Source organism: Actinomycetota bacterium (genome assembly GCA_005888325.1).
In the GTDB taxonomy this organism is placed as follows: Bacteria; Actinomycetota; Acidimicrobiia; order Acidimicrobiales; family AC-14; genus AC-14.
In genome coordinates, this window is sequence record VAWU01000063.1 from 1 (window position 1) to 10,934 (window position 10,934).

At 68.1% G+C, this 10,934-nt stretch carries 12 protein-coding genes and 2 pseudogenes; 8 read left to right on the forward strand and 6 right to left on the reverse strand.

The features are described 5' to 3' along the window. Both E6G06_18625 and E6G06_18630 read left to right on the forward strand, forming a co-directional pair. A partial coding sequence (locus E6G06_18625) for a dihydrofolate reductase (GenBank protein TML87153.1) occupies positions 1 to 438 on the forward strand: 438 nt, incomplete at its 5' end. Between the two features lie 153 nt (positions 439 to 591). Continuing rightward, entirely contained in the window at positions 592 to 1,059 is a 468-nt protein-coding gene (locus E6G06_18630) for a DUF2834 domain-containing protein (GenBank protein ID TML87154.1), read from the forward strand. On the opposite strand, the gene E6G06_18635 is transcribed toward E6G06_18630, so the two are convergent. The 4 genes and pseudogenes from E6G06_18635 to E6G06_18650 form a co-directional block, all read right to left on the reverse strand. Further along, complete coding sequence (locus tag E6G06_18635; GenBank protein ID TML87155.1) at positions 1,017 to 2,588, reverse strand: NAD(P)/FAD-dependent oxidoreductase; 1,572 nt, start codon at positions 2,586 to 2,588, stop codon at positions 1,017 to 1,019. The two genes, E6G06_18630 and E6G06_18635, sit on opposite strands and share 43 nt — an antisense overlap. Positions 2,589 to 2,889: 301 nt before the next feature. After that, a pseudogene (locus E6G06_18640) lies at positions 2,890 to 3,929 on the reverse strand (LLM class flavin-dependent oxidoreductase). A 2-nt stretch (positions 3,930 to 3,931) separates the two neighbouring features. Beyond that, positions 3,932 to 4,423, reverse strand: a pseudogene (locus tag E6G06_18645) (SRPBCC family protein). Further along, a complete protein-coding gene (locus tag E6G06_18650) occupies positions 4,420 to 4,884 on the reverse strand; it encodes a helix-turn-helix transcriptional regulator (GenBank protein ID TML87199.1) in 465 nt (154 codons plus the stop codon). Before E6G06_18650 ends, E6G06_18645 begins: the two are co-directional and overlap by 4 nt. 115 nt (positions 4,885 to 4,999) lie before the next feature. Here E6G06_18650 and E6G06_18655 point away from each other — a divergent pair, with 115 nt between their 5' ends. Further along, the gene (locus E6G06_18655; protein ID TML87156.1) at positions 5,000 to 5,377 is read left to right on the forward strand and encodes a hypothetical protein; all 378 of its coding nucleotides are present in this window, start codon (positions 5,000 to 5,002) and stop codon (positions 5,375 to 5,377) included. Positions 5,378 to 5,430: 53 nt separating this feature from the next. Here the strand turns inward: E6G06_18655 and E6G06_18660 are convergent, their stop codons facing one another. Beyond that, positions 5,431 to 6,081: an HD domain-containing protein gene (locus E6G06_18660; GenBank protein TML87157.1), complete on the reverse strand. Its 651-nt coding sequence runs from the start codon at positions 6,079 to 6,081 to the stop codon at positions 5,431 to 5,433. Positions 6,082 to 6,100: 19 nt separating this feature from the next. Here E6G06_18660 and E6G06_18665 point away from each other — a divergent pair, with 19 nt between their 5' ends. Continuing rightward, a complete protein-coding gene (locus E6G06_18665) occupies positions 6,101 to 7,054 on the forward strand; it encodes a helix-turn-helix domain-containing protein (GenBank protein ID TML87158.1) in 954 nt (317 codons plus the stop codon). 124 nt (positions 7,055 to 7,178) lie between these two features. Further along, positions 7,179 to 7,649, forward strand: a complete 471-nt coding sequence (locus tag E6G06_18670) for a nuclear transport factor 2 family protein (protein TML87159.1) — start codon at positions 7,179 to 7,181, stop codon at positions 7,647 to 7,649. Between the two features lie 32 nt (positions 7,650 to 7,681). On the opposite strand, the gene E6G06_18675 is transcribed toward E6G06_18670, so the two are convergent. Further along, positions 7,682 to 7,900: a hypothetical protein gene (locus E6G06_18675; protein ID TML87160.1), complete on the reverse strand. Its 219-nt coding sequence runs from the start codon at positions 7,898 to 7,900 to the stop codon at positions 7,682 to 7,684. 78 nt (positions 7,901 to 7,978) lie between these two features. On the opposite strand from E6G06_18675, the gene E6G06_18680 reads away from it, so the two are divergent. The 3 genes from E6G06_18680 to E6G06_18690 all read left to right on the forward strand — a co-directional run. Continuing rightward, positions 7,979 to 8,560 carry a PadR family transcriptional regulator gene (locus E6G06_18680; GenBank protein ID TML87161.1) on the forward strand — a complete coding sequence of 194 codons (582 nt, stop codon included), beginning with the start codon at positions 7,979 to 7,981 and terminating at the stop codon, positions 8,558 to 8,560. Further along, on the forward strand, positions 8,557 to 9,279 hold the full coding sequence (locus E6G06_18685; GenBank protein ID TML87162.1) for an ABC transporter ATP-binding protein: 723 nt from the start codon (positions 8,557 to 8,559) through the stop codon (positions 9,277 to 9,279). The genes E6G06_18680 and E6G06_18685 overlap by 4 nt, the downstream gene beginning before the upstream one ends. Next, positions 9,276 to 10,934 (forward strand): FtsX-like permease family protein (locus E6G06_18690; GenBank protein TML87163.1); only part of this gene is annotated, 1,659 nt, incomplete at its 3' end. The genes E6G06_18685 and E6G06_18690, both read left to right, overlap by 4 nt.

Sequence of the window (10,934 nt, forward strand, 5' to 3'; positions counted from 1 at the left end):
GTGCGGGAGACGTTCGAGCGCACCGGCGCGAGCGTGATGGGCAAGCGCATGTTCGACGCCGGCGAGCAGGCATGGCCCGAGGAGGCGCCGTTCCACACGCCGGTCTTCGTCGTGACGCACGAGAAGCGTGACCCCTGGGAGCGGCCGGGGGGAACCACCTTCCACTTCGTCAACGACGGCATCGAGCACGCGCTCGACCAGGCCCGCGAGGCCGCCCGCCACCGGGACGTCCGCATCGCGGGCGGCGGCGCGACGATCCTGGAGTACGTGAACGCGGGCCTGATCGACGAGTTCTCGATCGCGCTGTCACCCGTGCTGTTCGGCTCCGGAATCCGCCTGTTCGAGGGCGTGGACGCGGGCCGCGTGGCCCTGGAGCCGGTCAGGGCGGAGCCCTCCCCAAGGGTGACGCACCTGACCTACACCGTCCGGGAGCGGTAACCGTCCCGAGCTGCTGACCAGCGGCCACGTCTCCAACGGGCCGAACGAGGCGTTCAACAACCGGCGGGCGTCGACGGCGTAGGGGAAGAACTCAGCCATCGGTCACTACTTCCCGGCCGTGACTGCGCCGGTGCTTCTCGGACAAGATCGGGCATGACCGCGTCACTGCTGTTCTTCGGGACCCTAGGGATCATCACGACCGCGCTGGCCGTCTACTGGAACCGCCACCTGTTCACGGGAGACGCCGTCGGCCGCGTCACGCCCCTGGAGGCGGCGTTCTACCTCTTCGGCGTCGTGTCGTTGATCCTCGGCTGGTACTTCAACGTCCGCTACACGCACGCTGCCGGCCACGACGCCAACTACGTCAACTACACCAAGGACCTGTTCACCAACTGGGCGTCCGACTCGGCGGCCCAGGACTACATCATCGCGAACGTCGTCCTGCTCCCGCTGTGGACGATCAGCGACGGCCGGCGTCGGGGGATCGAGGCGCCGTGGATCTTCTTCGTGATGAGCCTGTTCACCAGCTTCGCCTTCTCCATGGCGTGGTATCTGGCGTTCGTCGAACGACAGATCCGTTACAGCCGCGCTATGTCGCCCGCCGTGTCGAGCACCGCGTAGCCGCAGTTGTACCCGGGAATGAACGTGACGCCGGGGCCGCCGTGACAGCCTGCGCCGCAGAGGTAGAGGCCCTCGATCGGGATCGGCTGGTCGGCCCATCCCCGCGGCCCGGGCCTGAACGGGCCCATGAACTCCGGCTGCAGCAGGCCGTGGGTGAAGTCGCCCCCGGTGCAGCCGAACATGAGCTCGTAGGTGTAGGCGGGATAGTTGAGCTGACGGTCGATGAGGTCGGGGAAGTTGGGCGCAGCGGCGGTGATCTTGGCCACGATGCGATCCGCCATCTCCTCGCTCAGCTTCGTCTGCTCGGCCCGGGTGGCGCCGATCGGGAAGTAGAAGGCGAACGTGCTCGCCGCGTGTTTCTCGGGCGGTGCCAGGCGCGGATCCCGCCGCGACGGGATCTGGACATTGAAGGACGGCGCCGCGGGAACCACGCCCGCCAGACAGCCTTCGTAGTCGCGTTGCATCTCCTCCGCCGTCCCGAAGAAGGTGACGTTGTGGGCGACGTCGCCTTCATTCAGGATCTCGTACGGGCTCCTGTACTCGGGAAGGCCGTTGAGGGCGAAGTGGACCTGGTAATAGGCCGCCCGGTGGTCGATGGCGTCGACGCGGCGGGCGAACTCGGGCGGGAGGTCGTCGCGGTCGAGGAGTTGGGTGAAGGTCGCGGTGGGATCGAGGTTCGAGACGACGACGGGCGCGGTGATCACGTCGCCGTCGGCGAGGGCCACGCCCTCGACGCGACCGTCGGCCACGACGATGTTGGCCACCTTCACGTGGCGGCGAAGCTCACCGCCGTGCTTCTCAAGCGAAGCCAGGATGTGCTCGGAAATCGTGCCGATCCCGCCCTCGACCTTCGACATCGTCGACCCGTTGGGTGAGGCCAGCGCGAAGGCGAGGCACATGGCGCTGCCGGGCGTGTAGGGGCCGCGATACGTGGAGTTGACGGCGAGGAACGCCAGCATGCTGCGCACCTGGGCGTGGCGCGCCTTGTCGGGAAGGAAGCGGTCGACGACGTCCATCACACTGCCGAACAGCGCCGTCCTGATGGCCTCCCGTTCGGCCTCGTTGGCGGCGGACGCCCACATGTCGTCGAGGGACTTCGGCGGCTGACGCACGTCGAACCGCCCGATGGCCCGCGCCGGCGCCTCGGCCCACGCCGCGATCTCGGCCATGCCCAAGGCGCCCTCGAGGCCGATCGTCTCGGTCAGGTGCGGCAGCAGCTTCTCGGGGTCGGTGTAGAGAAGCAGTGGGGGTTCGCCGGCGGCACCCAGGCTGGCGGACATGACCTCCGGCTCGTAGATCGGGCACGACGCCAGATCCAGGTCCTCGAAGATCTGGTCGGGGATCGGGAACTGGATCGAACCCGCCAGTTCGAACCGGTAGCCGCGGATCAGCTCCGTGTTGGACGCCATGCCGCCGATGAAGTGGTTCTTCTCGAGGCACAGCACCCGCATGCCGCCCCGGGCCATGACGAAGGCGGCGGTGAGCCCGTTGTGCCCGGCGCCGATGACGATCGCGTCGTAGTCCGACACCGGCGGGGAGCCTACGGGCAACGCCGGACTCGCACACGTCGAGAACGGGGTTGTCCATGGTCCGCGGTGTGACGCGACCAACAAGGAGCCCGCCTTGCGCCGCCTCGAGGTCATCGCCTTCGGTCGTCTCGAATGGGTGGAAGGTGTGACCGCCCGGATAACCGCCGACGACGACGTCATCGTGCGTCTCGTTGCTTCCACGACGTGTGATCTCGACCGAGCGATCATCGCCGGCTTCACGCCCATTGCCTTCCCGTTCGCGGTCGGTCATGAAGGTGTGGGCGAGAACGCGAGCGCCTGCTCACCTCGCCCCGTTGACCTCTGCGACGAGATCGAGGAGGCGGGCCAGGTCAGCGAGCTGACCGTCGAGGCCCAGGGCGGCATCGCTGTGAACACCAACACGAAGGACAATGACTCCGGCGCCGGCGTAGAGGCGTAGAGGGTCACGGATGAGGTCGTCCGGGCCGATCAGGTTCGTGCCGAGGCCGATCGCAAGGGGAACGCGTCGCCGAGCCGCGTCCTTGTCGCCAGCGAGCCAGAGGCGTGCACCTCTCGCACGTCATCGCCGTAGCCCTGGCGTTCGAACGCGCGGCTGTAGAAGTTCGTCGTCGCCGATCCCATCGCGCCGAACGTGAACGCATAGCCGTCGGCGTGCCGGCGGCCGGCGGCCTCGACGTCGTCGGTGAACTCGAGTCCGACCGCAACGGTCAAGTCGAGTGCGTCAGCATCTCGTCCGGCTTTCGCGGCGGCCTCCCGGATCGGCGCGAAGAAGACGTCCGCGCTCTCGGGGAAGAACGAGTTGCCGATCCAGCCGTCGGCAAGCGCGCCTGTGAGCCGCAAGTTGGCCGGTCCGAGCGAGGCGACGTAGATCGGTACGTGCGTTGGCGGCATCAGGGACCGGATGCTGTGGCCCTCGCTGTCGGGAAGGGGGAGGTCGTACACGTCGCCGTGGTACTCGAGTCGCTCGCCCGCCGTGACCCGTCGAATGATCTCGATCGTCTCGCGCGTGCGGCGGACCGGCTTGTCGAACCGCACCCCGTGCCAGCCCTCCATCACCTGTGGGCCACTGGTACCGATGCCGAGCAGGAACCGCCCACCCGAGAGCGCCTGCATCGAGAGCGCGGACATTGCCAACATCGCCGGGGTACGGGCACCGAGCTGGACGATGCCGGTGGCAAGCCGGATCGTCGACGTTCGCGCGGCAAGGTACGCGAGGGGCGTGAGGGCGTCACCGGCCCAGAACTCCGGCACCCACACCGAGTCCACGCCGAGTTTCTCCGCTTGGAGCACAAACTCGACGGTGTTCGCGTCGTAGGGCGTCGAGGCGATGCCGATGCGCAGCGTCAAGACGTCTGCTCCGCAAGTCGCTTGATCCCGTCGAGGGTTGCCTTCATGTTGACTTCGAACTCTTCGAGCCGGCGAGCAATGATCCGCTCCTCCTTCTCCGGCATGGCGGCGATGGCGATGTTGAGACCCGACGGAGCCGGACCCATGCGGGTGCCTTGACGGAGCTGCACACCGTCGTCGGTCCGCTCCAACTCGAACCACCAACTCGACGACGGGTGCTCCGCGTCGGTGACAGACCAGCCGAAGGCACGCATCGGCTGGTAACGGTTCACGATCGATACCGTCTCCCACTCACCCATTGCCTTGTGCCAGTTGCGGCCGACGAACCGTGCGCCGACATCGTGGTCGTCGTCCAATCAGGTGGCGCCTCGGAACTCGTCGGAGAACCGGGATGGCAGGTTGATGTCGGTCACCAGCGCCCACACCGTCTCGATGGGTGCGTCGATGAGCACCTCTACTTCGACGGTCGGCCCGTCCTCGTATCTCACGCGCCGGCCGCCGGATACCCCGGCCCTCTCCGACCCTTCACCTTGCGCAGGGTGAGCGGTTCGGCACACTCGCTGCACGTCACGACCGCGTGCATGTCACGGTCGCAATCCGTGTGATAAAGGATCAGCGGCGTGCCTTCGTCGCCGACGAGCCATTTGTCGCCGTAGGCCGCCATCGCCGCGACGATCGGGAAGACGTCACGGCCCTTCTCGGTCAGCCGGTACTCGAAGCGCACCGGCCGCTGCTGATACTCGACCTGTTCGAAGAGGCCGTCCTCGACCAACCGGTTGAGTCGCAACGTCAAGATGTTTCGGCTGATGCCGAGCTCCTTCTGGAAGTCTTCGAACCGGCGCGTCCCAAAGAATGCCTGGCGCATGATCAGCAAGGTCCAGCCTTCGCCGAAGAGATCGACGCTGCGGGCGATCGTGCAGGGCCAATCTGCCGTGCTGGTCCTGGTCATGAGCGACACGATAGCCAGTTGCGTAACAGAACGGTGGTGGTGCGTGTACCCAAGGCGCACCTCGGCCGGCGTCAGTAACGTCCGCGGCGTGTCTCGCTTGACGTCGGGTCGCTCGGTGGCGGGCGGCCTCGCCTTCCTCCGCCTGGCGGTGGGCGTCACACTCACCATCGCTCCGAGGTCGGTACTGAAGATGCAGGCTGCTGGCGATCCTTCCGGGCCGTTGGTGCTGATGACTCGGACCGTTGGAATTCGGGACTTCGTCGTGGGCGTCGGCTCGGTTGCAGCGCTCCGATCCGACAACGACGGTGACCTGAGACGATGGATCACTGTCGGGCTGCTGAGCGATTTGCTCGACGTCGCAGCGGCCGTGTCCGGCGCGCGGTCGGTCGGCACGCGAGGCGCGGTGGTTGCCGCCTTGGTTCCGGTGCCAGTCATTGCCGCAGATCTCCGCGCGCTCTCGATGCTCATTGCGAATCACACCACGACCAGATGAGCCGGGCCCACGGGCCTGTTCGTCCTTGAAGAATCGCACTCCGCCGCGAGGGGTCAGACGACGCCGCCCGCTTCGCGATGCTCGCGAAGGAGTTCGGCGGCGAGTGACCCGTGAGGCGCGGCCGCCTCGGACCGAGCCGCGTGCTTGACGATCGCGTCTGCGATGGAGCGATCTCCAGCGGGTCGCGGATACGCGTTGAACACCTCCTGGCGCAGCTGGCTCGCGACCGGATCCTCGGTTCGACCGATGTCCATGAAGACGCCCCTGTGGGTGAGGTAGGTCAGCAGGCCGCGTCGGTCGGCGATGCCGATGCATGCGTGCAGTGCGATCGCCTCCCAGACCTTGTCAACGTCGGCTTCCGCGACACCTTGATTCCTCAGCACACCGGCGGCGAGATCGGCGCCCTCCACCTCGAAGCGAGCCTGACCCTGCGCGTACTCACCGAGTCCGAGGTCGTGCATCACGGTGGCCGCGAAGAGCAGGTCCTCGTCGTACGCCACATCGTTCAGACAGCCCTCATGGTCGGCGAGCAAGCGGGCGAGCAAGAAGCTGCGGATGCTGTGGTCGACGATCGGCCGGCTCTCCGACGATTGGGCGAGCGCAAGGCTTGCCTCGGCCAGCGGCCCCGTCGGAAGGATGAGGATGTCGTTCACGGTTCGACCGTAGGGAGATTCGCGATCGTTCAACAGTGGCCCGAGCGCCATATATCGCTACTATCGGGCCATGAGCCCTCCGCGGCGGCATCGGGTCGCTGTCCTCGTACTGCCCGGTGTCCTCCCGCTCGAGTTCGGAGCAGCCACGCAGATCTTCGCCCGCGACCCTCACTACGACCTGGCGGTGTGCGCGGAAGCCCGGACGGTTCCCGGCTCGGGGTTCACGATCACGACAGCGGCCGGCCTCGAAGGGGTCGAACGCGCCGAGACGGTGATCGTCCCGGGGTACCAGGACGTCGATGCCGTCGTCACGACAGCTGCGCTCGACGCACTGCGCACGGCACACGCGAAAGGCGTCCGCCTGGTGTCGATTTGCACGGGCGCTTTCGCCCTCGCCTTGGCCGGCGTCCTCGACGGACGTCGCGCGACGACGCATTGGCGATGGGCCGACGAGCTGCAGCGCCGCTTCCCCGAGATCGAGGTGTTGCCGAACCGCCTCTTCGTCGACGACGGCGACCTCCTCACGTCCGCCGGTGTCACAACTGGCATCGATTTGTGCCTCCATCTGATCCGCCGTGACCACGGCGCGGCCGCGGCCAACACACGCGCCCGCTACTTGGTCGCACCACCACAGCGCCATAGCGGACAAGCCCAGTACGTCGATCGGCTGGTGCGGTCCGAAGAGAACGGCAACGAGCTTGATTCGCTTCGCCAGTGGATGCGGGAAAATCTCGCGCTTCCGCTCGACCTCGACATGCTCGCTCAGCGCGCGCACATGTCCCGGCGAACACTCACGCGCCGGTTCCGCGAGGAGACGGGAGTGGCTCCGATGGCGTGGCTCACTGATGCACGCCTCGACCGGGCGCGCGAGCTTCTGGAGACGACGGCGGAGCCGGTCGAAAAGATCGGTCGCCTCACGGGTCTCGGCGCGCCTGCGTCAGTTCGAGCGGCGTTTCACCGGCGCGTCGGCACGTCGCCCCAGGAGTACCGCTCGCTCTTCCGCCACCTCGCGACGCCCGGTTGATCTCATCTTCACGCCCTGTGCCCGTCGTTGCCGTTCCGGCATGTTCCGGTCTTTGCCGACGCGCCGGCTCGTGTAGACAGGCGCCTGAGGATCATGGGGGAGCACCGATGTTGAAGGCAATGGCATGAACGACGGCGACGCCGCGCTGCAGCGGCTGCTGGACAAGGACGAGATCGTGGATCTCGTCCATCGCTACTCTTACTTCGTCGACCACAAGCGTGCCGACGAGGTCGTGGCCCTCTTCACCCAGGACTGCGTCGTCGACTACGGGCCGGGCATGCGGCTGCCCGTGCGTGCCGTATTCGGCAGCGCCCGCACCGAGGGCAGCCCCGGCTTCGTCGTCACCAGCCACCACAACGCCAACGTGCTCGTGAAGTTCGAGGGCAACGATCGAGCTGTGGTGCGAACATCGGTTTACGCCTGGCACCAGATGACCGATGGCGAAGCTCCGCGGCTGTGGGGCTACTACCACGACGTCGTCGTGCGGACGCCCGAGGGCTGGCGGTTCTCCGAGCGGGTGCTGCGGGTGGCGGGTCAGGAGCATTGGGACATGGCCTGGCACCCGCTCGTCGACCCTGAAGACGCCTACTCCTAGGAGTGTCCACTGACCGCGCGCTGACGAGATTCCTACAGGGTGCGGTAGCGGAGATGTACGACGCCGTTGCTGAATCGGCGCTCGTCGAGGAGCGCGAGCTCGGCGCGCGTGTCGGTCGGCAGCGCCGGCTTGCCCCCACCGAGGACGACGAGCCAGATGAACAGGTGGCACTCGTCAACCAGCCCGGCCTTGAAAGCCTGTGCCGCGAGGTTCGGACCTCCCACGATGAGATCGCGTCTTGCCGCGCTCATGTCGTGTACCGCGCCGCTTGACGTGGCTTGCAAGACCAGGTAGAATACCCAGTATTCACCTTGAGAAGTAGGAGCCTCATGAGCGTACGTCACGCGCTGTTGGCGTTGTTGAGCGAAGGGCCAAAGTACGGCCTGCAGCTCCGACAGGAGTTCGAGGCCCGGACCGGGGAGGTGTGGCCGCTCAACGTTGGGCAGGTCTACACGACGCTGCAACGCCTGGAGCGCGACGGTTTCGTGTCTTCCGAAGGCGAGGCCGAAGACGGCCCACAGCGGAACTTTCGGATCACGAGCAACGGCGAGGCGGAGTTGGCGGAGTGGTTGCGGACGCCGCCCGATCTCTCGTCGCCACCCCGCGATGAGCTGGTGATCAAGGTGCTTGTCGCGGCCCGGTTGCCTGGCGTCGACGTGCGCGAGGTGGTCCAGGTCCACCGTCGCCATCTGGTGGAGCTGATGCAGCAGTGGACTCGGATCAAGGACCTGGCCGCAGAAGACGACGTGGCACTGGCCCTGGTTGTGGACGCGGAGTTGTTCCGACTGGACGGCGTGATCCGCTGGCTTGACACCGCCGACGGCCGTCTCAAGCGCGCCGCGCCCGAGCCGCCGGCCGCCCCGGCCTCGCCGCTGCCGAAGCTGCCGAGACGAGTGGGGGTACGGCGATGACAACCTTGGAGTTGCGGCAGGTGTCGAAGCGCTACGTCGACGGCGCCAGCGACGTGCACGCCCTGCGCGAAGTGCGCCTGACCGTCGATGCGGGCGAGCTCGTGGCGGTGATGGGCCCGAGCGGCTCGGGCAAGAGCACGCTGCTGACGATCGCCGGCAGTCTCGAAGAAGCCACATCCGGCGAGGTTGTGATCGACGGCCAGCTGCTGTCGACCATGTCCGCGAACGACCGGGCTCGGCTCCGGCGCCGTTCGATCGGTTTCGTCTTTCAGGACTTCAACCTGCTCGCCGGCCTGACCGCGGAGGAGAACGTATCCCTGCCCCTCGAGCTCGACGGCCGCCCGCTCAGGTCGGCCCGGCAGATGGCGCGCGACGCATTGGATCAGCTGGGCGTGGCCGATCAGGCCACCCGGTTTCCCGACGAGCTCTCCGGCGGGGAGCGTCAGCGGGTCGCCATCGCCCGGGCGGTGGTCGGCGATCGCCATCTCCTCCTCGCCGACGAGCCGTCCGGGGCTCTGGACTCGGTCAACGCCGAGGCGGTCATGCGGCTCGTGCGCGCTGCTTGTCACCGCGGCGTGGCCGGCGTCGTGGTCACCCACGACGCGCAGCTGGCGTCGTGGGCCGACCGGGTGATGTTCCTGCGCGACGGCCGGGTGGTCGATCAGACCGCGCCGCCTCCGCCACCGGAGTCGCTGCTTGTCTCCGACCCGGCCCGATGACGGCTTCGGTCTCCGATCCCGTCGCGTACGGGGGACGGGGGAACGGTGGCGCCGCGGCACGTCGCGCCATCATTCGGTGGTCGGCACGCCTGTTCCGACGTGAGTGGCGCCAGCAGGCGCTGCTTCTGGCTCTTGTGACCGTCGCGGTAGCTGCCACCGTCGGCGGGCTGGCCCTGGCTACCAGCGCGCCACCCAACCCCAGCACCACCGTCAGCCTCCCCGGCAACGATCCCCGACTGAACGACGACCTCGCCGCCATCACCGCCGCCTTCGGGGCCGGCCAAGTCATCCACCACCAGCGGGTGGCCATCCCCGGCTCGGTCGCCACCATCGATCTGCGGGCCCAGGACACCGGCCCCGCCCACCCGACCATCCGGCTCCTCGCCGGACGGCTGCCGTCCAACACGAGCGAAGTGGCCATCACCCGCCGGGTGGCCGCCATCCTCGGTCTGAAGGTCGGCAACACCTGGGCCGACGGAGACCGGTCCTTCCAGGTCGTCGGGCTGGTCGAGAACCCACAAGACCTCCACGATGCGTTCGCCCTGACGACCACGGGCGGAGCCGATCCGCCGACCAGCGTCGCGGTCGTCGTGCCCGGTTCGCCCGACCGGCTCCCCCGCGTCAACCCGCCGAGCGGCTCACCGCTGGAGATCGACGGCGTCTCGGCCGCCTCCACGGCGGCCGCCGCTCTGGCGGTCTTGGCACTCGCCACCATGGGCCTGCTCTTCGTCGGTCTCGTCGCGGTGGCAGGGTTCACCGTCGTCGCCCAACGTCACCTGCGAGCGCTTGGCATGCTCGCGTCGCTGGGGGCCAACCGGCGCCACGTCCGCCTCGTCATGTTGGCCAACGGCGGCGCCGTCGGTCTGGCCGGCGCATTGGCCGGCACGCTCGTCGGCGTGGGCGGCTGGCTCACCCTCGCACCCGCGATGGAGACCGTCGTCGGCCACCGCATCGATCGATTCGACCTCCCCTGGTGGGGGGTCGCCGCCGCCGTCTGCCTGGCCGTCGCCACCGCCGTCGTCGCCGCGTGGTGGCCTGCGCGATCACTGTCGCGCATGTCGGTGATGGCCGCCCTATCGGGCCGACCGCCTCGCCCGCGACCGGCCCATCGGTTCGCGACCGCGGGGTGCGGCCTACTGTTCGCCGGGGTCATCGGCTTGGTCCTGGCCAATCCCTCGGTCGCGCCGGGGGACAGCTCCCATCACGGCCGGCTCCTCCTCGTGGTCGGCCTCCTGACCGCCACCGTGGGCCTGCTCCTCCTCGCACCACTCGCCATCGGCTCGTTGGCATCCCGCGCCGGCCGCGCTCCCGTCCCGGCCCGCCTCGCCCTCCGCGACCTGTCCCGCTATCGAGCCCGATCTGGCGCCGCCCTCGCCGCCGTCACCCTTGCCGTCGTCATTGCCGTGAGCATCTCCGTCACCGCCGCCTACCAGTCGGCGGGCAACGGACCCACGCTCGCCAACCTGCCCGCCAACCAGTTGGCCGTCTACCGCTCGGACCCACGTGAGCCGCTCCCCGACATCAACGCCGACGAGCTCCACACCGCCCAGCAAGGCGTCGCCACTATCGCGACCGGCCTCGGCGCCGCGAAGATCGTCGAGCTCGACACCGCTCGGGACCCGACCAGCGAGGTCCTGCAAGGCCTACGACTTCCC

Bases quoted from the DNA above. Each gene is read 5' to 3' on its own strand.
- E6G06_18630 (TML87154.1), top strand. From the start codon at position 592: ATGACCGCGTCACTGCTGTTCTTCGGGACCCTAGGGATCATCACGACC.
- E6G06_18650 (TML87199.1), bottom strand. From the start codon at position 4,884: ATGACCAGGACCAGCACGGCAGATTGGCCCTGCACGATCGCCCGCAGC.
- E6G06_18660 (TML87157.1), bottom strand. From the start codon at position 6,081: ATGGCGCTCGGGCCACTGTTGAACGATCGCGAATCTCCCTACGGTCGA.
- E6G06_18665 (TML87158.1), top strand. From the start codon at position 6,101: ATGAGCCCTCCGCGGCGGCATCGGGTCGCTGTCCTCGTACTGCCCGGT.
- E6G06_18670 (TML87159.1), top strand. From the start codon at position 7,179: ATGAACGACGGCGACGCCGCGCTGCAGCGGCTGCTGGACAAGGACGAG.
- E6G06_18675 (TML87160.1), bottom strand. From the start codon at position 7,900: ATGAGCGCGGCAAGACGCGATCTCATCGTGGGAGGTCCGAACCTCGCG.
- E6G06_18680 (TML87161.1), top strand. From the start codon at position 7,979: ATGAGCGTACGTCACGCGCTGTTGGCGTTGTTGAGCGAAGGGCCAAAG.
- E6G06_18685 (TML87162.1), top strand. From the start codon at position 8,557: ATGACAACCTTGGAGTTGCGGCAGGTGTCGAAGCGCTACGTCGACGGC.